The sequence below is a fragment of the Xylanibacillus composti genome (assembly GCF_018403685.1).
Classification (GTDB): Bacteria; Bacillota; Bacilli; order Paenibacillales; family K13; genus Xylanibacillus; species Xylanibacillus composti.
In genome coordinates this window covers 40,514-59,774 of sequence record NZ_BOVK01000028.1, presented here as the reverse complement: position 1 = coordinate 59,774, position 19,261 = coordinate 40,514, and the positions used below count along the sequence as shown (strand labels likewise).

20 protein-coding genes are annotated in these 19,261 nt (G+C 51.9%); 14 read left to right on the top strand and 6 right to left on the bottom strand.

Annotated elements, in window-relative coordinates:
* The first annotated feature begins 61 nt into the window (after positions 1 to 61).
* Entirely contained in the window at positions 62 to 439 is a 378-nt protein-coding gene (locus XYCOK13_RS11335; protein WP_213412307.1) for a VOC family protein, read from the top strand.
* A 75-nt stretch (positions 440 to 514) separates the two neighbouring features.
* Here XYCOK13_RS11335 and XYCOK13_RS11330 read toward each other — a convergent pair whose 3' ends face one another.
* Positions 515 to 1,822 carry an FtsW/RodA/SpoVE family cell cycle protein gene (locus tag XYCOK13_RS11330; protein ID WP_213412267.1) on the bottom strand — a complete coding sequence of 436 codons (1,308 nt, stop codon included), beginning with the start codon at positions 1,820 to 1,822 and terminating at the stop codon, positions 515 to 517.
* On the bottom strand, positions 1,819 to 2,154 hold the full coding sequence (locus XYCOK13_RS11325; RefSeq protein ID WP_244865120.1) for a PadR family transcriptional regulator: 336 nt from the start codon (positions 2,152 to 2,154) through the stop codon (positions 1,819 to 1,821). Before XYCOK13_RS11325 ends, XYCOK13_RS11330 begins: the two co-directional genes overlap by 4 nt.
* Positions 2,155 to 2,486: 332 nt before the next feature.
* On the opposite strand from XYCOK13_RS11325, the gene XYCOK13_RS11320 reads away from it, so the two are divergent.
* On the top strand, positions 2,487 to 3,320 hold the full coding sequence (locus XYCOK13_RS11320) for a 3-keto-disaccharide hydrolase (RefSeq protein WP_213412265.1): 834 nt from the start codon (positions 2,487 to 2,489) through the stop codon (positions 3,318 to 3,320).
* Positions 3,321 to 3,330: 10 nt separating this feature from the next.
* Here XYCOK13_RS11320 and XYCOK13_RS11315 read toward each other — a convergent pair whose 3' ends face one another.
* The gene (locus XYCOK13_RS11315; RefSeq protein ID WP_213412264.1) at positions 3,331 to 4,599 is read right to left on the bottom strand and encodes a uracil/xanthine transporter; all 1,269 of its coding nucleotides are present in this window, start codon (positions 4,597 to 4,599) and stop codon (positions 3,331 to 3,333) included.
* Between the two features lie 283 nt (positions 4,600 to 4,882).
* Between XYCOK13_RS11315 and XYCOK13_RS11310 the strand changes: the two genes are divergently transcribed.
* Positions 4,883 to 5,344 (top strand): DUF2269 family protein, encoded by a 462-nt coding sequence (locus tag XYCOK13_RS11310; RefSeq protein ID WP_213412263.1) that lies wholly within the window; start codon positions 4,883 to 4,885, stop codon positions 5,342 to 5,344.
* 15 nt (positions 5,345 to 5,359) lie between these two features.
* On the opposite strand, the gene XYCOK13_RS11305 is transcribed toward XYCOK13_RS11310, so the two are convergent.
* Positions 5,360 to 6,226, bottom strand: coding sequence for a pentapeptide repeat-containing protein (locus XYCOK13_RS11305; RefSeq protein ID WP_213412262.1), 867 nt, complete (start codon positions 6,224 to 6,226; stop codon positions 5,360 to 5,362).
* A gap of 413 nt (positions 6,227 to 6,639) precedes the next feature.
* Here XYCOK13_RS11305 and XYCOK13_RS11300 point away from each other — a divergent pair, with 413 nt between their 5' ends.
* The 3 genes from XYCOK13_RS11300 to XYCOK13_RS11290 all read left to right on the top strand — a co-directional run bounded on the left by XYCOK13_RS11300 (position 6,640) and on the right by XYCOK13_RS11290 (position 8,996).
* Positions 6,640 to 6,978: a PadR family transcriptional regulator gene (locus tag XYCOK13_RS11300; RefSeq protein WP_213412261.1), complete on the top strand. Its 339-nt coding sequence runs from the start codon at positions 6,640 to 6,642 to the stop codon at positions 6,976 to 6,978.
* Entirely contained in the window at positions 6,975 to 7,976 is a 1,002-nt protein-coding gene (locus XYCOK13_RS11295; protein WP_213412260.1) for an HAAS signaling domain-containing protein, read from the top strand. Before XYCOK13_RS11300 ends, XYCOK13_RS11295 begins: the two co-directional genes overlap by 4 nt.
* Positions 7,977 to 8,324: 348 nt before the next feature.
* Positions 8,325 to 8,996, top strand: a complete 672-nt coding sequence (locus tag XYCOK13_RS11290) for a hypothetical protein (protein ID WP_213412259.1) — start codon at positions 8,325 to 8,327, stop codon at positions 8,994 to 8,996.
* On the opposite strand, the gene XYCOK13_RS11285 is transcribed toward XYCOK13_RS11290, so the two are convergent.
* Entirely contained in the window at positions 8,986 to 10,188 is a 1,203-nt protein-coding gene (locus tag XYCOK13_RS11285) for a chromate transporter (RefSeq protein ID WP_213412258.1), read from the bottom strand. The two genes, XYCOK13_RS11290 and XYCOK13_RS11285, sit on opposite strands and share 11 nt — an antisense overlap.
* A gap of 248 nt (positions 10,189 to 10,436) precedes the next feature.
* Here XYCOK13_RS11285 and XYCOK13_RS11280 point away from each other — a divergent pair, with 248 nt between their 5' ends.
* The 3 genes from XYCOK13_RS11280 (at position 10,437) to arsC (ending at position 12,549) form a co-directional block, all read left to right on the top strand.
* Positions 10,437 to 10,751, top strand: coding sequence for an ArsR/SmtB family transcription factor (locus tag XYCOK13_RS11280; RefSeq protein ID WP_213412257.1), 315 nt, complete (start codon positions 10,437 to 10,439; stop codon positions 10,749 to 10,751).
* A gap of 10 nt (positions 10,752 to 10,761) precedes the next feature.
* A complete protein-coding gene (locus XYCOK13_RS11275; RefSeq protein ID WP_280520894.1) occupies positions 10,762 to 12,054 on the top strand; it encodes an arsenic transporter in 1,293 nt (430 codons plus the stop codon).
* Between the two features lie 72 nt (positions 12,055 to 12,126).
* Positions 12,127 to 12,549, top strand: a complete 423-nt coding sequence (gene arsC, locus XYCOK13_RS11270) for an arsenate reductase (thioredoxin) (protein ID WP_213412256.1) — start codon at positions 12,127 to 12,129, stop codon at positions 12,547 to 12,549.
* Between the two features lies 1 nt (position 12,550).
* Here arsC and XYCOK13_RS11265 read toward each other — a convergent pair whose 3' ends face one another.
* Positions 12,551 to 13,297 (bottom strand): spermidine synthase, encoded by a 747-nt coding sequence (locus tag XYCOK13_RS11265; protein WP_213412255.1) that lies wholly within the window; start codon positions 13,295 to 13,297, stop codon positions 12,551 to 12,553.
* Between the two features lie 354 nt (positions 13,298 to 13,651).
* On the opposite strand from XYCOK13_RS11265, the gene XYCOK13_RS11260 reads away from it, so the two are divergent.
* The 5 genes from XYCOK13_RS11260 to XYCOK13_RS11240 all read left to right on the top strand — a co-directional run bounded on the left by XYCOK13_RS11260 (position 13,652) and on the right by XYCOK13_RS11240 (position 18,496).
* Positions 13,652 to 13,885, top strand: coding sequence for a hypothetical protein (locus XYCOK13_RS11260; RefSeq protein WP_213412254.1), 234 nt, complete (start codon positions 13,652 to 13,654; stop codon positions 13,883 to 13,885).
* A gap of 312 nt (positions 13,886 to 14,197) precedes the next feature.
* Complete coding sequence (locus XYCOK13_RS11255) at positions 14,198 to 14,422, top strand: hypothetical protein (RefSeq protein WP_213412253.1); 225 nt, start codon at positions 14,198 to 14,200, stop codon at positions 14,420 to 14,422.
* Positions 14,423 to 14,458: 36 nt separating this feature from the next.
* Positions 14,459 to 14,551, top strand: a complete 93-nt coding sequence (locus XYCOK13_RS11250) for a putative holin-like toxin (protein WP_308443022.1) — start codon at positions 14,459 to 14,461, stop codon at positions 14,549 to 14,551.
* A gap of 175 nt (positions 14,552 to 14,726) precedes the next feature.
* Positions 14,727 to 15,893 carry an S-layer homology domain-containing protein gene (locus XYCOK13_RS11245; protein WP_213412252.1) on the top strand — a complete coding sequence of 389 codons (1,167 nt, stop codon included), beginning with the start codon at positions 14,727 to 14,729 and terminating at the stop codon, positions 15,891 to 15,893.
* Between the two features lie 560 nt (positions 15,894 to 16,453).
* Complete coding sequence (locus XYCOK13_RS11240; protein WP_213412251.1) at positions 16,454 to 18,496, top strand: Ig-like domain-containing protein; 2,043 nt, start codon at positions 16,454 to 16,456, stop codon at positions 18,494 to 18,496.
* The last annotated feature ends 765 nt before the right edge of the window (positions 18,497 to 19,261 follow it).

The window sequence follows — 19,261 nt, the reverse complement described above, 5'->3', positions numbered from 1 at the left end:
AGGAGCAGTGCATTTTCTCAAAATATTTATTCTGAAAAACTATAAAGGAGTTGGATGTTCAATGTTTAAGCAAGTAGGCCAAATTATGGTGTATGTGAATAATCAAGAGGCAGTGCGGGATTTCTGGACGGAAAAGTTCGGGTTTCATGTCGTAGATGATGTACGCAGCGGTGAAATGAGGTGGATTGAAATGTCTCCCTCGGAGAACGCGGCAACCACCATTATCCTTCATGACCGGGCATTTGTAGCCAAGATGAATCCTGAAATGAATCTCGATACGCCTTCGTTAATGTTCTTCACAGACAATCTCGATCAATTGCATGCCGATCTGGCGAATAAGCAGGTCAAGGTCGGCGATATCGTTGCAATGCCAACCGGCAGCAAAGTCTTTAACTTTGCGGATAACGAGGATAATTACTTCGCCGTGATGGAGAAGTAACGGAAGCGTTGCCCCAGCAAGGTTATAAAGCAGCCAATGCACCAGGATTGGCTGCTTTTTTTGGGAGAATGTCGATTAACGTTCCCACGCGATGCGTACCATGTCCTTGCCGCGATAGACGCTGTAGATGATGCCAAGCGCTGTCAATTGTACGAGCAGATTGCCGCCGCCGTAACTGATGAGCGGCAGCGTGACGCTGGAATATGGCAGCAGCCCCAGTGACATGCCGATGCTCCAGGCGAATTGCACGAAGAACAGCGCGCTCAATCCGTATATCAGCATGCTTCCATAGGAGTCGCGGACCGATTGGCCAGCCTGAGCCAACTGAATGAGAAACAGGAGAATGCATACTGAGACGAAAGCCGCAAATCCCCAGCCCAGACTGTAGATCATGTACGTAAAGATCGAATCCGAATGGATGAATGGCAGCTTGTCGGCTACAGCGGCAAATCCATGCCCCCACCAGCCTGCAGAGCGAATCGCTTCGTCGATTTGCACGTATACGTACCCGGCTCCGTCAGCCAGATCCTCCCGATGCAGGAATCCGGCAAATCGCTCCCGGCCATACCAGGTGAGCCCATACATAAGCAAGCCGTTCAGGAACACATGCGGCAGCACCCAACGCCAGCTGCATTTGGCTGCAATAAGCAAGAGCGTATACGCAGCTGCATAGATTACTAGAGTTGGCAGAGAAGGGGCAAGGGAGTATATCGCCATAGGTATTATGGTAAATAATCCTGTATGCCACAGGATGGCTCCCCAGTTCTCCTTCCGTCTATACAGGAATCCGGCTGCGGCGATGATGAACAGATACTGACTTGTGACTGACGTATTTACCACGAAGGATCCTATGTTGACATAGCCCGAAACACCGTTCACCTGTACCCCGTATTCGGATGCCGAAACGGCTACCATTAGAATCGTTCCCGCATAGAGCCACTTGGACCATCGAAGCAGCGAGCGATACGGCAACCGACTTAGAGCGAACAGCAGGAGCAATCCCGCCGCGATAAAGAAGGTTTGCTTCTCAAAGAACGAAATATACAGCTGGCTGCCTCTCGCGTGGTAGCTCTGTTCCACTGCATAGATGACGAGCAGGGCGATGGCCAGCAACAGCGCCAATGAGCCAAGCATGGCCCATGGCGTGCGAGGCTTATGGACATGATTCAGTCCTTGTGCGACAGAATCCGCTTCCCCCATTTGCTGAATGGCCCATGCGGCCGCTGCCTCTTCGTCCGATCCTTCCGCCAGCTTAACCTCCATCCGTTCTTCCAAGTGATCTGTCAGCTCAGCCCGGATATCCTGACGAAGCTCCTTGGCCTTTACTTGACTGCACACCGCGTGAAGATACTGCTGGAATAGGGGATGGGCATCTTTTCTCATATCGGCTCCTCCCCAAGCACACGGTCAACCGCGCCTCGGAACAGACGCCATTCCCGCTTTTTCTCCTCCAGCTGTTTCCTTCCGCTGTCTGTAATCCGGTAATACTTGCGTCTGCGGCCTTCTGCTTCTTCCCAGTAAGCTTCCACCCACTTTTCCGCCTCCATGCCATGGAGAATCGGGTACAGCGTCCCCTCCTTCAGAACGAATGTCCCATCAGATTGCTGCTCCAATTCCTTAATTAACTGGTAACCATACAAATCCCGTTGTGCCAAAGCGCTCAGCACGAGGATTCCCGTGCTCCCCTTAAGCAGCTCTTTGTTAATTTTCGTCAAGGTCTGAGACACCGCCTTTGCATTCATGTATGTCTTATTATACATCGCAAATCTATGCATAGCAAATCTATGTAATCATGGGCAGTATCCTGCTGAAGGAATCCTTTTTTCACAGAGCAAGAAAGAATTGCAGGAGTCCAGGCTCACATGAGAAAATAACAAGGTAACCCAAGAAGACAGACAGGGGAGACACAGCATGCGTTCACGGCATGGCGAGCAGCCAGTCGTCAGACGGGGTTCATCGCCAAGATCGTCATGAATGCCTGCTGGAATGATTTTGCCGCTGGTATGCTATTATAGCAATACGACATTTCAAGTACATAGGAGGCAGCATGAACAACAAACAGCAAACGTATACCCCCCTTTTTGACGGAAAAACATTGCGAGGATGGCATGCCGTGCCGCGCCTGCCGGTTCCTCGAGCTCCCGGTTTGCCGGGGCCGGACAAAACTTCAGAGGCGTATCAGCGAGCGCTGCAAACGTCGGGCGCGTGGACAGTCGAGGATGGAGCCATTGTCGGCCGTCAGGACCCGCCGGGCTGCGGGTATGGCGGGTATTTGCTAAGCGATGACGTATACGGCGATTTCGAGCTTGTGCTGGAAGTGCGCCCGGATTGGCCGGCGGATACTGGCATTTTGGTCCGGGCAACTGCACTTGGTTCCCAAGGCTTTCAAATTTTGCTTGACCATCGCCGGTCGGGGAATATCGGCGGCATCTACGGCAACGGCATTGGCGGGTTTCACGGCATCAACTATACGCTGGATGCGCTGTATGACGAGCAGGGCAGACCTGTCGGACTGCGCCTGGAGGATCCGGCAACGAGCATTGAGCCGATGACGCCTGACAAGCCGGCCTTGTTGGAGGAGGCGGCAACCGGCGAACAGTTCCTCTCTGTGTGGAAGTGGGACGATTGGAATGAGTTCCGCATCCGGGTTGAAGGCGCTTCCCCGCGCATTACGGTCCATATTAACGGATTGAAAGTATCCGAGATCGACACGGCAACCTTGCAGCATCCGGATTACGACGCAGAAGCTATTCGCCAGCTGCTTGGAAGCAAAGGCCATATTGCGTTCGAGATTCACGACAATGACCCGGGCATGGGCGAAGCGCGCTGGGCGCCGGATGCCGCCTGCCGGTGGCGCAATATCCGGATTCGCGAGCTGTGATCCGATTGGATCAATCCCATTTTTTGAATTCCAGTACGATGGACAGCAGCACCCCTACGACAAAGCCGTTCGTCACCAAAGGCTGGATGAGCACGGGCAGGCTGCCGAATAGGCCGGGATCGGTGAACATCAGCCCGATGCCGATCAGTACCGGCAGGGCAATGCGATGGATCGACACAGAGTCGAAATCGAATGCCTTTACAGATTGCAGGGCCGTTCCGAACAGCTGCAAATAAGCAGCGAACAAGACCGCATTCCCTACTGAAATCGGCAGCGCAGCAAGCAAGCCGCCGAGCATGGGGAACAGGCCGAGCAGCGCCATCAAGCCGCCCCCAATGAGGAAGGGCTTGCGCTGGAAGATGCGCGTGCTTTCGAGAAATCCGATCGAGGAAGCAAAGGGCGCATAAGAGACAAGGCCGAGCACTGCGGCTCCGACAGAATAGCTGCCTGTCAAGATATAGGAGCGGTTGAACTGCTTCTGGCTGACCGGCTGGTCCAACAGCTTGGATGCAGTCTGGACAGCGGCAACCGTATTGCTCAAATTCAGGAAGGTCGCCAAAAACGTAACCATGACGATGCCCAGATTAAGATTGGGCGCGCCGAACGGGAAAACTGGGAACGCCAGCAGGCCTGGTGTCTGATAGGCGGCAGCAGTCGGGAAGAGCCACACATAGCCGATCCAGCCGCCAGCCATGCCGATCAGGATGGAAAAACTGCTGATCGCCTGAATTCCCGATACCTTGAGCGCAATGACGAAGAGCATGATGCCGAAGGCAAAGGCGGTGACTGGGATGTCCAGGGTGCCGTCAGCCCGGATGACAAGCATGCCATCGAAAAAAATCAGGATCAGCTGAAACGTCAGCAGGAGTAAAAACACGCTGAGCACCATCGGCGAAAATAGTTTTTGCATAAAGGTCAACCCGTTGCATAACGCAAGCAGCGCAATGGCTGCACCAGCCAGCAGCATGCCCGTGGCTATGCCGCCGCCGATGTCCGGCAAGCTCATGCCAAGCGCGGAGGAGGACAGGCTCATCGTTAAGACAAGCCCCCACATTACGCCGGAATGCCCCTCCATCAGCGGCAGCCGATGGCCGAACAAGCCTTGGAGCACACAGGCCAGACCTGTAAACAGCAGCGAGCTTCGGAGCGTTCCTGCGATTTCGTGGGCAGGCAGATCGAAGGCGGTTCCGACAGACAGCGGCACAACGACCGTATTGGCAAATATAAAAAATAACCATTGCATCGATGCAAATGGCATAGTCCACTTGGATGAGTTCATGTGCGGTACCTCTCTTTATCGGTTCGTTATCATAGAAGCGTCCCTTCTAGGAGTGTAAGAGGTTCCTATGGGAAAATCAACATGCAGTGCATGTATGTATTCCCAATTTCGCGCTGTGATCGACGGCGGCATTGCCGGGGTTGCTTGCAAGCGAGCCTTTATCTAGGGCGGAATACAAAGGAAATGGACTGGCCTTTCTTGGCTAGTCTTTTTTTTGCCTATTTACAAACCGCTGGTCGGTATGTTATTAATGATGTAACTAGAAATGAAGGAAGGGATTAACATGAAATGGATGCTGTTTCTGCATGTGCTAGGCGCTATCCTGTTCTTCGGGAACATTCTGGTGACAGCTTTCTGGAAGGTGATGGCCGACGCGACACGGAACCTGGAGATTATTCACGCAGGCGCGCGGAAAGTTCTGGCGGCGGATTATGTTTTTACGATACCGGGGCTGGTTCTGCTGATTATAACCGGCAATTACATGGCGCATCGGATGGGATACGCGATGAACGAAGTGAATTGGGTATCTGTATCCAACGGTTTGTTCGCCTTGACTGGCGTTATATGGCTGGCCGTCCTGATACCGCTCCAGGTGAGAATGGTTCGGTACAGCAAACAATCGGTGGAGCAAGGGGAGATAACCGGGGCGTATCAGGCTGCCAGCCGATACTGGATGATCTTCGGCAGCCTGGCTACGCTGATCCCGCTTGTTATTTTGTATCTGATGACCGCGAAGCCTTTTTGAATGCTTGGGGCGGGTTCATGCGCCCCAATGCAGGGGGCTTTCCAGAGATGGCGGCAGCTTGGTGCGGGAGTCTCCCTTGGCTGCATTCAATTGGGCTTGCGTAAGGAACAGGGCGCCGGTCAAGTCCGCACCGCGGATGTCGGCATCTCGAAAGTCCGCGCCGATCAGATCGGCTGCCCTGAGGTCGGCGCCGCGCAGGTCGGCGGCTATGAGATATGCCCCTCGTAAATGGGCCGCTCGCAAATCTGCTCCTTGGAGCTTGGCGCCCATCAGGTCGGCCCCGCGATTGTAGCGGGTGCGGCGATTCATCGGAATGTTCAGCATCCGGGCTGCCTCGGCACGCACAAGCTCGCTGGTTTCCAGCAGCAACGGGCTTATCTTCATGTGATGCGCGGACAGATCCAGCTCCAAGATCTCCTTAGGGGCCAGCTTTGTAAGCTGAACCGTTTCATCCAGAGCGGACCGAAGTTTGACGTGCAAGGCATGCGCAGACTCATAGGACAAGGCTTCATCCAGATACCAGAGCAGCTCATGGAGCTGTCGCATGATTGGGAATACCTCATACATCAGCGATGCTGAAGCGGGTTCCATACGCCAATCCCGGCCGCCAAAAGTGAGTAGGGAGACCTTCTGTCCTGCGCCGAAGCAGTCGTAGACCGTACATCCGCGGAAGCCCTGCTGCCTGAGCTGGCTGTGAATGCCGCAGCGGAAATCGTGCTGCAGGTTGGGGCATGGCCGTCCGGCTTCCTTGTCCATAGCGAAATCTGCAGAGGCGGCAAAGGGCAGGGCAACACAGCACAAGCCAAAGCATTGCTCGCAATCTGCTTTTAGCGCTGCGCGATGTATGGGGCTGTTCGAGTCGCAATCTATATGGTCTGGCATAGCATACACTCCTTTTATTGCATCATGACAAGTTCAAATGGAAGCAGGTGAGCTTATTTGGCCGTATTTGGGCGTGTTGTGAAAGGCAACGGAAGCGAGAGACCTTATTCGATGGAATAGAGACTGCTATTGCATGTCTTCGCTCTGTTAAGCGCGATGAGTTCCGTTAGACTTGCATAAGTTCGGAAAGCTGGACGAATCGTGTCTGTCCGTTCCGCTAGCGTTCCATTCAACTTGAGCATGGGAACATGGTATCGCTGAGTGGTGCGGGTCGTCAATGGTTTATTCACGGATGAGCAGGCAGAAGAGGAGATCCTGTATAGTCGGTTGACAGTTTATTTTTATATACTGTATAATGCATAGTATACAACACACAATATAAGGTTCTGGAAAGTATGGAATGGGGGAAGTACATGGATAGCCTGCTGCAATCTTTGATCATAGAGTTGAGGAGAGGGACCTTGACTTTGGCGGTGCTCAGCCAATTGCGCACGCCGCAATACGGCTATTCTCTAGTTCAATGTCTGGAGCGATCTGGAATTGTCATCGAACAGAGCACATTGTATCCGCTGCTGCGCAGACTGGAAAAGCAAGGTTTGGTCACGAGCAGCTGGGACACTTCGGAAGCAAGACCGCGTAAATATTACGAGCTGAGTGCTTATGGGGAAGAAATTTTCCATGAACTGAAAAAGGAATGGCTGAATAGTTCAAAGGAGCTCTATCTCTTATTGCAGGGGGAGGAACGAGAATGAGACTTGCGGATATTTATATTGAGGAAGTAACGCGGCGATTGCCGGAAAAAAACAGGGAAGACATAGCCTTAGAGCTGAGATCGACGATTGAGGACATGCTGCCCGACGATTATACGGAGCAGGATGTGGAAGAAGCATTGGAGAAGTTAGGCGACCCGGTTTTGCTGGCAGGCGCTTATCGGGATAAGCCCATGCACTTGATTGGTCCTCGGTTGTATGATCAGTATGTGTCGGTTTTGAAAATGATTTTCCCCATTGCCGTAGTGATTGCTCTGATTACGCTGGTTGCCAATCGTACTCTTGAGCATCAGGATACAGACGTGGCGATGGTTCAAATCGTGTTGTTCGTTGTGGGGGAAGGAATCTGGCGTATCTGTTCAATTACCGTGCAAGTGTTCTTCTGGGTAACGCTCGTCTTCGCTATTCTGGAGAGGACGGGGTGGGGAACTGGCATGGAAATGGCGGGATTCAAAGAAAAACCGTGGACGCCGCAGGATCTGAAGAGCATTCCTCAAGCGCCGAAGGACGCGGTTATTACGCGATTTGAAGTGTTCTGGGAACTACTGGGGTTGGCCATATTGGCGACGTTTTATTTCTATGCGGATCATCTCGCAGGTGTACACCAAAGCGGAGAGAATGGTCTCGTCTTGCAAATTCGCGCTTTCAATCAAGAGGTCCTGCACGCCTATTGGCCGCTTGTAGTTTTAGTCATAGGGTTTAGCCTGATCCTGGTGCTCGTGAAGTTGTTCAAGCGTCATTGGACGAAACCCCTGGCGTTCTTCAATCTGGCGAAGGAATTGGCAGCCGCGGTCGTATTCCTGCTTATTATTAGCCAGCCTGATTTGCTGGAGCAGGCATTCATCGCTTTCATGGCAGATATGTTCGAGATTACGCCTGACCAATTTGTGGGCCGAACGATGTGGGGGGCGGTCAGTATTTACTTGATCTTCGCCGTTTGGAATTGCATCGATGGATTTCGCAAGGCATATGCGCGCTAAGTAAGCGCCGTTGCGAGGCGTGGAGACTCGTTGCAACCGATGCGGATTTCACTTTTCAAAGGAAAGAAGGGGACTGGAGGATCGCTCTGGGTGCGGTGCATCCGGAGCGGTGTTCCTGTAGACACACACGCTATACAAAAAAAGTTTTTTTGCTTGCAAAAACTAATCACATTAGTTAAAATGAAATCGATAAAAGTTGCGACAGAAATGGGGCAGGAGAAGATCATGTGACGGAGGGGTAGAACCCGCAAATCAGGCGCATGATTTTCTTTTTAATCGAAAACTAATTATATTAGTTTTTTGTAAAATCTCTACTTGCTTAATTTCTGTCAGAAAGGGGAAGATTTCATGAATACGATTCGGTGGACGGCAGCAGCATGGATGGCGGCAGGCATTATGTTTGTACTTTATCCGGCTACTCGGCCATTTTCGGATGAAGTGTCGCTGGAGGGGGCGGCAGCATTTGCTTCCGGGGCGTGGATCGTCTCGCATATGCTGGCTGTATTGGCTTTTCTGTTTACAGTGTTAGGTCTGCTTGGGTTCTATATGGCTTCGAGGGGAACGAAGCAGGAAGGAGCGGCCTTCCGTATTGTGCTTTGTTTTTGGATCGGCACAGGCCTGCTTCTGCCTTACTATGGCATGGAAATGTTCGGCCTTTATGCGCTTGGTCAGGAGGCGCTGAGCCAGCAAAGTGATGCGTTGATCAGTCTTGCCAATGAGATGCGCTTTGGACCGGGAATTGTGCCGTTCCTGTTGGGTTTTGTCTTGCTGGCTGTAGGCGCGGTATATGTTTCGGTCGTGCTGTGGAGGTCTCGCCGAGGTCTGTCTAAGTGGGGCGGCCTGATGTTCGCCCTCGGCCTGATCCTGTATTTGCCGCAATTTTTCGGCAACCAGCCCATTCGTGTCGCTCATGGCGCGCTGGTCGCCGTTGGCTGTCTGTGGCTGGCTCTCGATTTGTGGCGGCACTCGTCAGTCTCCCGTATGGCTGCTGAACGCCGGCAGCAGCCGCTTACGTCATGATGGAAATCAAGGTGCCGCCCAAAGCGCCAGCGAGCACGACCAGCCAAGGCGGGGATTTCCAGAAGACGAGCATGACGAACAGCAGCGCTGCCAGCGCGAAATCGATCGGCTCTACGATGGTGGAAGTCCAGATCGGGTTGTAGAAAGCTGCCAGCAGAATGCCGACAACGGCAGCGTTCACGCCGATCAAGGCGCCCTGAATTTTCGGGATTCTGCGCAGTGTATCCCAGAATGGCAGGGTGCCGATTACGAGCAGGAAGGCGGGCAGGAAGATGGCGACAGTCGCCACGAGCGCGCCTGCCCACCCGTTCATCATCGCGCCCAAATAAGCGCCGAAGGTGAACAGCGGACCCGGCACAGCCTGGGCGGCGCCGTATCCGGCGAGGAAATCCTGCGCCGACAGCCAGCCTGTCGGCACAACCTCGCGTTCCAGCAGCGGCAGCACGACATGGCCGCCGCCGAAGACGAGCGCGCCCGCCCGATAGAAGCTGTCGAACATGGCCAGCCAATGCGAGGGAGAGATGCCTCGCAGCAGCGGCAGCAGCACGAGCAGGCCGAAGAAAACCGCCAGGCATGCGACTGCCACGCTGCGCTTGATGGGGATGCGCATGGCTGGAACTGCTTCGGCGGTCTGATTCTTGTACAGCAGCAGACCAAGCAGGCCAGCGGCAAGGATGATCGCTACTTGGGTGAATGCGGTCTGCCATAGCAGCGCGATTGCTGCAGCAGCAATGGCCATTGTCGCCCGATTGCGGTCTGGCGTCAGCTTCTGGCCCATGCCCAGAATCGCATGGGCAACAATCGCCACGGCGACCAGCTTCAGCCCGTGGACCCATCCCGCATTGCCAATGTCGAACCCTTGCAGCACAAGGGCAAACAGGACAAGCGCGAGAACAGAGGGCAGCGTAAAGCCGATCCACGCAGCAAGCCCGCCCATCAGGCCTGCGCGCATGACGCCGATGCCAATGCCTACCTGACTGCTGGCTGGTCCGGGAAGAAACTGGCACAGCGCTACTAAATCGGCGTAGCTTCGGTCGTCCATCCATTTTCTTCGCTTGATGTATTCATTATGGAAATACCCCAGGTGGGCAATCGGTCCGCCGAAAGACGTTAATCCTAGTCTTGTAGAAACCAGAAGGACTTCCCATAGGGATTTTGCCTTGCTTTCTGCTCTGCGCTCCGTATTCTCCATGCCAGCTTGCCTCCGATTCATATCATTCGTCTCTATTCATTGTGCCTGATATCGCCCATTGATTTCGTTTTCAATGTATCAGCTTCGCAGGATGCTGGCAACACAACTGTCGCTGATTTACAATATCTTAACTTTTATATATAAATAAATAATTATATAATCATATACAAAGAATCTGAGATCATGCAGGAGCCATTTTCCCGTGTGTGAGCGGGAAAAACTGTCTGGCGCCAGAAAGGAGAAATGTCATGCCGCAGATCGAGAGGCTGGCCGAAATATTCAAGCTGCTAGGTGACAAGAATCGGCTGACCATTGTCGCTTCATTGAAGGAACGGGAGATGTGTGTTTGCGAACTGGTGGAATTGCTGGAGACGAGCCAGCCCAATATTAGCCAGCATGTGCGCAAATTAAAGGATGCGGGCCTGGTGAGGGAAGCGCGCAAAGGACAATGGATTTATTACTCTCTGAACGTGGAGGATAAGCCTTACCTGCGTGCCGTTCTGGATGAATTGCCGCCGCAGAAGGAAAAGCTGCTTCAATTAACCCCAATCTCGTGTCAATAATGGAGGCTTTATGATTGTTCTGGCATCAGCAATATTTGTTCTGACATTGGTATTTGTTATTTGGCAGCCGAAGGGGCTGAATATCGGGTGGTCGGCTGCAGCGGGAGCGCTGCTGGCGCTGTTGTTCCAGGTCGTCAGCGTGCAGGATGTATGGACCGTGACCGGCATTGTCTGGAATGCGACCCTGACCTTTGTGGCCATTATTTTGATATCGCTGATTTTGGATGAAATCGGTTTTTTCGAATGGGCGGCGCTGCATATGGCACGCTTCGCCCATGGCAGCGGCAAGCTGATGTTCGTCTATGTGGTGCTCTTGGGTGCTGCCGTGGCCGCATTTTTCGCGAATGACGGAGCCGCGCTGATCCTGACCCCCATCGTTCTCGCTATGGTGCGAGCACTGAAATTTCCGGATGCCATGATCCTGCCTTTCATCATGGCGAGCGGCTTCATTGCCGACACGACCTCGCTGCCGTTCATTGTCAGCAACTTGGTCAATATTGTCTCTGCGGATTTCTTCGGCATTCATTTCGTTGAATACGCGAGCCGCATGATCGTGCCGAATTTCTTCTCGCTTGGTGCCAGCTTGCTGGTGCTGTATCTGTTTTTTAGGAAAAGCATCCCGGCCCGCTACGAGGTCAGCGAGTTGAAGCAGCCATCTGAGGCAATCAAGGATCAACGGCTGTTCAAGCTGTCGTGGTATATGCTTGGCATCCTGCTGGTTGCCTATCTTGCCAGCGGCTTTGTCCAGATTCCGGTGGCGTTCATTGCCGGGGCTGCCGCTCTAGCGTTCGTACTGCTGGCGCGCCGAAGCGCAGCTATTCAGACGAAGCGTGTGATCAAGGAAGCGCCTTGGTCGGTTGTCGTATTTTCTATTGGCATGTACGTTGTCGTATACGGGTTGAAAAATGTCGGTTTGACCGATATGCTGGGCGAGCTCATTCAGCGATTCGCGGATCAAGGCTTATTCGCGGCTACAATCGGCATGGGCTTTTTGGCAGCTATCCTGTCTTCGATTATGAACAACATGCCCACGGTCATGATTGATGCGCTGGCGATTGAGGGCACGCAGACTGCCGGCGCCATTCGCGAAGCGCTGATCTATGCCAATGTGATCGGTTCGAACCTGGGGCCGAAGATCACGCCCATCGGCTCGCTTGCCACACTGCTGTGGCTGCATGTGTTGTCGCGCAAGGGAATCAAAATTACATGGGGGTATTACTTCAAGGCAGGCATTGTCTTGACCGTTCCGACGTTGTTCATTACGCTTGCCGGTCTGTATATGTGGCTGCTCGTCATTACTTGATAAGGTCTCAGGCTAGCGGTGAAGGAGATCGCGAGCAATAAAAATCTAATCGAACCAAAGGAGAGCGATTCCATGAGCAAACCCATTGTATATTTTCTATGTACAGGCAACTCGTGCCGCAGCCAGATAGCGGACGGCTTTCTGAAGGCACTCGGAGGCGACAAGTATGATGTGAGGAGTGCGGGGCTGGAGGCGCATGGCTTGAATCCGCGGGCTGTGCAAGTCATGCAGGAGGCGGGCATCGATATTTCTGGCCATACTTCAGATGTGATTGATCCTGACATTCTGGCCAAAGCGGATTACATTATTACGCTGTGCGGACATGCGAATGACAACTGCCCGGTCGTGTACAATGACAAGGGTGAACGTTGGCATTGGGGCTTTGAAGATCCGGCCAAGGCCAGCGGCACGGAAGCAGAAATCATGGCCAAGTTCTGCGAAGTGCGCGATGCCATCAAGGATCGCATTGACCGGTTCGTGAGAGAAGGAAAGTAGCTTAGTCCGATTCATCTACAAGCAGTTCTCCCGGAGGCAGATGGATTTCCCGGAAACCGGTCATTTCGCTAAGTTGAAAGCGGATCGGCTTGCTGCGTCCCATCATAACGATATTGAGCAGGCCGGCGGCTCCTTTAATAGGCAGGGCAAAAGCCTGCACATAAGCATAGACCTCGCGTAAGGTCGTGTGCGCTGCACAAGCCCGCTTGTCCCGGGGGCCTTGGGCGATCAGATTGATCAGCAGGCCCCCTTCTTCATCGAGCTTGTCCCGGATCAACCGAAAAAACTGCAGCGTCGTCAAGTGCGGCGGCGTTCCTTCTGCTGTGAACGCATCGAGGACGATATAGCTGTAAGCGCCGGAGGACTCCTGCTCCAACAGCAGCCTTCCATCTCCGATATGCACATCGGTCGTCTTACTGTTGAAATAGCGCCTGCTCATCTCCGTCAGCTTGCGGTCCAGCTCCGCGATCTTGAACCGCTTGTCCGGCAAATGGCGGGGAATCGTGCCGATGCCGTGGCCGATCATAAATACATTCGCGAAGGCAGGACGATTGACGGTCATCAGGTGGATCATGGCGCGAGGATACTCGAACAGGATGCGCGTCGGGTCATTCAGATCGATCGCTCCTTGCACAGCGTCCTCCGCAAACTGCAGAACGCGGAAGCGTCCCTTTTCCCCCTCATACTCGGTCGTATCATAAACGGTGATCGCATGATTTTCCGTGACTTCGTTGTACAGAATCCTCAAGTTGAAAAAGCTCCTTTGTTAGCAAGTTAGGTGCGAGTTGGAAAGCTGCTGCAAGCCCGGATGAGAACGTGCTCGAGTTCTATGGAGTTCCGGATGGCCGCAGGCTTAGTATAGCGACTTTGGACTGAATTGGAAAGCTAGGCATGATACGCTTATATGTGAAAATCATCCAAAAGCTTGACGAATTCAGGAAAACTGTGGTAACTTGAAGTAAGTCTATAGTAGTAGTGCGGAAGAACCGCCTTTCAGCGACGAATGTTTGCTAAAGGGCGGTTTTTGTCATTTTATCGGGAAATCATCAATCTGCGCTACTAGGTTGCATGCAATGGAACTAGGAAAGGGAGGAAGAAGCGAATGGAGAAGAATCGTTTGACACGCGAGCAGGCAAGAGAGAACAATGGCACAGCAGAAGGCACTCAGCCGGTAATTTCATGGTCGAAGGAGGAGTCAGCAGAGGGGGGTGGGCAGCGGAGCAAGAAGTTTCAGATGACCCGCATGACCTTCACGGTTTATCGCTTTCATATCAATCGCCATGACGACAAGGATGATCCGGAGGCAGCGGGAGTCTTGGTCAAGCCGAGACGATAACATCATGACAATCGGGAAAAGGGGGAGAAATAACAGACGATGATGGCGAACAAGCGGAAACTGGTCAGATGTTGGGCGTTTTACGTCCTCATGTTAGCCCTGGCAGGAGCCGTATGCCTGCCTCATGGCGGCAGCGAGCAGTGCCCCGGTCTGGATCAACGGCATACATCAAGAGGTTAGCAGAAGCTCGAACGAAACCTTCAAGCCTAACCAATGTAACCCGCGCCGAGTTTATTAAGATGCTTGTTGATGGGCTTAAGCTGCAAAGTCAGTGAGTGGTTCTCCCTGGTATCAGGAAATTGCGGAAGCCGCATGAATACAAAGACCGTTTCTAATCTGATCCCGGTTCTGAAGGTTTACGGAGATCCTGTTACGCTGGCAACCATCATGAGATGCGATGTGCTGCCGATAGAAGCGAGTGAAACGGCCAGCTTCTATGGAAAGAAGTTTCTGTGGGATCGTAAAATGCCGGAGAGCATCATTTATGTTGTTGGTAGGAGATTCCTTTTGAAAGAAGGGTTCTGTACAGCAGAATAGGCTTATAGGGCGGTCGGCTAGTCTCCCGGAAGGGGGATGATGCCCATGGAGGTATTTCAAGCGCTTCAGCTGATGCTCCTTTTTGGGATGTTTATTCTGGCGCTGCTGACGTACCTGAAAAAGAAATAGACCGCCCTCGGCAAAGGATACGGTCTATCTTCGTGATCAGTCTTTTGTTTTGAGCCTACCGCCCTTAAAGGCGGCTGCTGTGTAGAACCGTAGGTGTTCCCGCACCTGAGGTTTTTATTATTCTATCCATAGTAGAACATGTCAATTCACATATTTGAATCGGAGGTTTTTGTTTATGAGAAAAATAATGATCATGCTTTTAGTTCTCTCGTTCTTAGCAGTAAATCCAGCAACAGTGTTCGCTGAGAGTGCCCCTATACAATTAACTGATATTGCCGGCCACTGGGCAGAGGATGCCATTAAGGGTGCTGTGCAAAAGGGATATGTCAGTGGCTATCCCGACGATACTTTCAAGCCTAACCAAAATGTGACCCGCGCCGAGTTTATCAAAATGCTTGTTGATGCGCTCAAGCTGCCGAAGTCAGTGGGCGGATCGCCTTGGTATCAGGGGTATGTGTCGGCGGCGCTGGAGTTTGACATTCATAGCACTTCGGACTTTACCAACTATGGGGAGCAGATCAGCCGTTTGGAAATGATGCGTCTGGCCGCTCGTTCTCTGGCTACGCAGCACGCGTACAGCGAATACCTGGCCGCATTCGACAACTTGTATAACGGGGATATTCCTTTTGTGGATTATCGGGAGTTGACAGAGAAGGATGTTCCGTATGCAGCCCTTACAGTAGGGGCCAAGGTTATGAGCGGCTATCCGGATCATTCTCTTGGTTTGAAAAAGCGCGCTACCCGCGCCGAAGCGGTGGCGATCATTGAAAATATTCTGCGTCAGCTGAACACGTCGCCGGATCGCATGCAGTATCTGCAGGAGTTGAAGGAAATTGCGGAGACTGGCACGAACACAAAGGCCGTTTCTAATTTGATCCCTGTCCTGAACGTCTACGAAGATCCTGTCACGATTGAACATGCCAACTACACCGTGAACATCAAGAGATACTATGTGCTGCCGATTGAAGCCAGTGATACAGTCAGCTTCTATGAGAAGAAGTTTCTGTGGGATCGCACGAAGCTGGAGGAGAGATTCAGAACCAATAAGGAGTATTATGTTATTGCCATGGTAGATTTGACTCCTAAGAAAACAGGGTATCATCCTGATCTCTTTTCGCCAAGTTTATACGCCAATCCAAGTGTACCGTTTTCAGATTCGATTATAGAAGAAAAGTATGGATTATTGTATCCACATTTCTGGTTGGCTACCGAGTTGAAAAAAGATGAGACAAGAGAGGTCGCCCTTTACGGGCGTTATGATTCTACTCGATTTGATGTAGCAGTTCGTGCTAATAATGCTATTGGAACGCCATCCATTTTATTAGTTAAAGACAAAGAATAAGGGTGAGACACTTGATAAAATGGATTAGAAAAAACATCCCGAAAATATTTGCGCTTCTATTTCTTATTTCTCATTTTTCGCAGTTGATTTATCCTTCAGATTCAAATGCTTCAAGTAACGGAACACAAATTCAGGTATATATAGTATCTGAAGAAAATCCGGGTTATCGATGGTGTCAGCGTCTTGATGGATCATGGACGACGGATAGTACCATTGAAGGGCCGCGTTCTGCGAATAACCATATATCAGGAAGTACACAACAGCCTGTATACACAAAGGTGAGAACGTATGCAAACATTGCTCCACCATCCGTTAATGATTCTCAATGGAGAGTAAACGGTACTGACCAACCGTTGACGAGTAACATCACCATAGACCCAAGTACCATTAAGCCAGTTGAGGGCGTAAAAAACGGTGTCCTATATCCGAGAATGAGTGCTGATGCAGATAGGAATATTCAAGGAAATCCTCGAATCGAAAATGATCGTGTCATCATTGATGGATATTCTGGTTATGGGGTTCAAGGATACTATTTCCCGGATGGCTGCGGCGGACGGCCTATGTGGAACTACCCGTTTCAGGTAGATGTAATGTGGGTGGCGACCGCGACTGTGCAGGACTCATTCGTTGGCCTTCGTATTGACCCAACACAAAAGCAGCTGCAAGTTGGACAGACGCAGCATTTCACGGTATATGCAGATTGGATCCAAAACGGAGAGCCGAAAAGTTATGTAGTCAGCGATGATAAACTTACCTGGTCGTCAGACGCACCGGCAAGAGCGCCAGTAGATAATGGGGGCACGGTAACAGGCGTGTCCCCAACTGCCGGATCGTCCTATGCCACCATAACGGCATATTTCGCTGAGCAGAACAGGTCCGTGTCCGCGAGGGTGACGGTCATAGATGATGACGGTCCGCCAGATACCGGTGGACCTGGCGGGCCGGGAGGTCCAGGCGGCCCCGGTACGGGCGATCCCGGACCGGCAGCGCGCATCACAGGCGACTTCGATATTCTGCCGTCCAATACTATTACCTGGTATGAAGCCTTTGAGCTTCGGCCAAAGAACATCACCGTAGAAAACGCCAGATACGTGTCGCACGCTTTCCGAATTGAACGAAATAGCGAGTATCACTATGGTTCTTCGAAGTATAGCCGAACCGTGTCAGACAACTATCCGTATGCCAACTACCCCGGCCTCATACATCGACATGGCGCAGGTACATACACCATATCCATGCGGATCGTGACAGACAAAGGTGACTCGGGCTGGATCGCTACGAAGCCGCTGACGATTACAACTCCGGACAACAATCGGCCGCCTGTGTTCAACGCGGGCTTCTTCGAGGGATATGATTATTACAGTTATGATCCCATCCAAGAAATTGTCGTCAACAGCAGGGTGAACCTGCGCATTATTTATGACGATAGAAAAGACCCGCCGGAGCCGTATGATCCGGAAGGGGATTACATTACGTATACGTGGGACTTTGCCGGCAGCGACAGTGCCTGGATACGCTCCTTTGCCGATAGAAGCAAGTACGGATTTTGGGAGCATGAGGAGCAGCTGCGTCACATCATTGCGGACGAGCTGGGTACGCATCGCATCAAGGTGTCGGGCTGTGACCCGTGGGGTGCTTGTGCGGAGCGGACTGTAACGCTGCGCGTCGTTCCAGAAAACCCGGTTCCGATTATTACCGGGCCGCGAGAGGTTGTGGAAGGCCGACCGCTGCCGCAACCGTTCTCGGGAGAGGAGAGCTACAGCCCGGTAAGAGGACGGACAATTGCTCGACACATCTGGACGAACAAGAAGGACGTCTACATGACCCCCGGTACAGAGGCCATCAAACTGGATGTTGAGGATAACACCGGATTAAGATCGCTCGCTCCAGCCACGCATGCATTGACGGTCAAGCCAGACTTGCCGCCAATCGCCCAGCTGCAATACGTGGACAGAGGAGTGCGGGGGGCTGCGATGACTTTCAAGGATGCCTCCTACAGCCCGGATGGCGACGAGATCGTGGAACATACAACCAAAATTGTTTGCGACCGAAATCTCAATGGCTCCTTTGAAGACGATACAAGAATAAATATCACGCGTAACGATGACGGCTCCTTCACGTACACGCCGACTATCGTAGGCTCTTGCGCTGTAGAAATATTCTTGAAGGAAGATTGGGGAAAAACCGCTCAAGGCATCTTCCCGTTTACGGTCGTCAACCTTGCACCTGAAGTAGACTTTGCCGCCTTCGGCATCAACCCGGAGCCGCCGAATATAACGGTGGTTGCTCCCCGCATGCAGGAGTTGCTGCGAGGACAAGCATCTTCTATAGCCAAAGAGCATGTGCCTACAAATAACTATGTGCTGCGCAACGCAGCGAATGAGCTGGAAACAAGAGCCGTCAGTTATTTTCAGCCCTATCGCAGCATCACCACGAGCAATGTCGATATCAGTCAAACGGGGCTATTACACAGAAGTTATTGCGGGACCTGCGGCAACACCGGTTCGATCTGGGGTTACTACTTCGATTTTGATCCCCAGAATCGAATAGATCGCAGAATATGGGGGGGGCGTAGGCACTTACGGTCACTACTTTTACAATGAAGAAATGCCGTTTCCTGTAGGTCATAGCAGAGCCTCTCTTTGGCACATGCTGAAAGATGCTGACGGCAGGTATTTGACGGTTAATCGAGACTTGGGACTTATATGGTACAGGCTTAGTCCTGCCTCGGGTCGATCCGATTACAGCCATACTTGGCGAGATTACCTGTATCGGATCAACGATCTACGACTATTCACCCCGGGGCAGGAAAAATATAATAATTATACGAATCCATATGTGGAGGTAAATGCGTATAGAACCCAGAGTACAACGGTTCCAGTACCTGGCGGAAGAGGAACACCCGATCAGGTAGAAGAACCTACACCGCCAGCAGAATTTTCGCTGCCGCCAGCAGTCATCCATAGACATCAAATGGAAATGCAATATGAACGGAATCCGAATTACGAAAATTCTCATCTACCTATTCACAGTCCGCCAATTATTCATGCAAGAAGCGAGTTTATTGCGGATTATCAAGGTAATAAATACAAAAACGTTTGTTATGTGGATCGTCTATGGTCAGATAGAACGGAGAGATGCTATCTGGTCAAGACGGATCAAAACGGGAATGAACTATGGAGATTCAGCCCTTCAGTATTGTATACCAATGAGTATATAGAGGTAGTTTATGTTGCTTCAGACAGTTCAAAGATCGTTGTGACAGACCCGTCACGACGCAACTACTACTTGCTCAATAATACAAATGGCAGCCTCATGCAGACGTACGAAACGGATACTTATAGTGGTAATACCCGCGAATATAACTT

Bases quoted from the DNA above. Each gene is read 5' to 3' on its own strand.
- XYCOK13_RS11240 (WP_213412251.1), top strand. From the start codon at position 16,454: ATGTGGAACTACCCGTTTCAGGTAGATGTAATGTGGGTGGCGACCGCG.
- XYCOK13_RS11305 (WP_213412262.1), bottom strand. From the start codon at position 6,226: ATGCCAGACCATATAGATTGCGACTCGAACAGCCCCATACATCGCGCA.
- XYCOK13_RS11335 (WP_213412307.1), top strand. From the start codon at position 62: ATGTTTAAGCAAGTAGGCCAAATTATGGTGTATGTGAATAATCAAGAG.
- XYCOK13_RS11315 (WP_213412264.1), bottom strand. From the start codon at position 4,599: ATGAACTCATCCAAGTGGACTATGCCATTTGCATCGATGCAATGGTTA.
- XYCOK13_RS11275 (WP_280520894.1), top strand. From the start codon at position 10,762: ATGATTGTTCTGGCATCAGCAATATTTGTTCTGACATTGGTATTTGTT.
- XYCOK13_RS11320 (WP_213412265.1), top strand. From the start codon at position 2,487: ATGAACAACAAACAGCAAACGTATACCCCCCTTTTTGACGGAAAAACA.
- XYCOK13_RS11285 (WP_213412258.1), bottom strand. From the start codon at position 10,188: ATGGAGAATACGGAGCGCAGAGCAGAAAGCAAGGCAAAATCCCTATGG.
- XYCOK13_RS11290 (WP_213412259.1), top strand. From the start codon at position 8,325: ATGAATACGATTCGGTGGACGGCAGCAGCATGGATGGCGGCAGGCATT.
- XYCOK13_RS11250 (WP_308443022.1), top strand. From the start codon at position 14,459: ATGATGCCCATGGAGGTATTTCAAGCGCTTCAGCTGATGCTCCTTTTT.
- XYCOK13_RS11245 (WP_213412252.1), top strand. From the start codon at position 14,727: ATGAGAAAAATAATGATCATGCTTTTAGTTCTCTCGTTCTTAGCAGTA.
- XYCOK13_RS11295 (WP_213412260.1), top strand. From the start codon at position 6,975: ATGAGACTTGCGGATATTTATATTGAGGAAGTAACGCGGCGATTGCCG.
- XYCOK13_RS11330 (WP_213412267.1), bottom strand. From the start codon at position 1,822: ATGAGAAAAGATGCCCATCCCCTATTCCAGCAGTATCTTCACGCGGTG.
- XYCOK13_RS11260 (WP_213412254.1), top strand. From the start codon at position 13,652: ATGGAGAAGAATCGTTTGACACGCGAGCAGGCAAGAGAGAACAATGGC.
- XYCOK13_RS11300 (WP_213412261.1), top strand. From the start codon at position 6,640: ATGGATAGCCTGCTGCAATCTTTGATCATAGAGTTGAGGAGAGGGACC.
- XYCOK13_RS11310 (WP_213412263.1), top strand. From the start codon at position 4,883: ATGAAATGGATGCTGTTTCTGCATGTGCTAGGCGCTATCCTGTTCTTC.
- arsC (WP_213412256.1), top strand. From the start codon at position 12,127: ATGAGCAAACCCATTGTATATTTTCTATGTACAGGCAACTCGTGCCGC.
- XYCOK13_RS11280 (WP_213412257.1), top strand. From the start codon at position 10,437: ATGCCGCAGATCGAGAGGCTGGCCGAAATATTCAAGCTGCTAGGTGAC.
- XYCOK13_RS11255 (WP_213412253.1), top strand. From the start codon at position 14,198: ATGAATACAAAGACCGTTTCTAATCTGATCCCGGTTCTGAAGGTTTAC.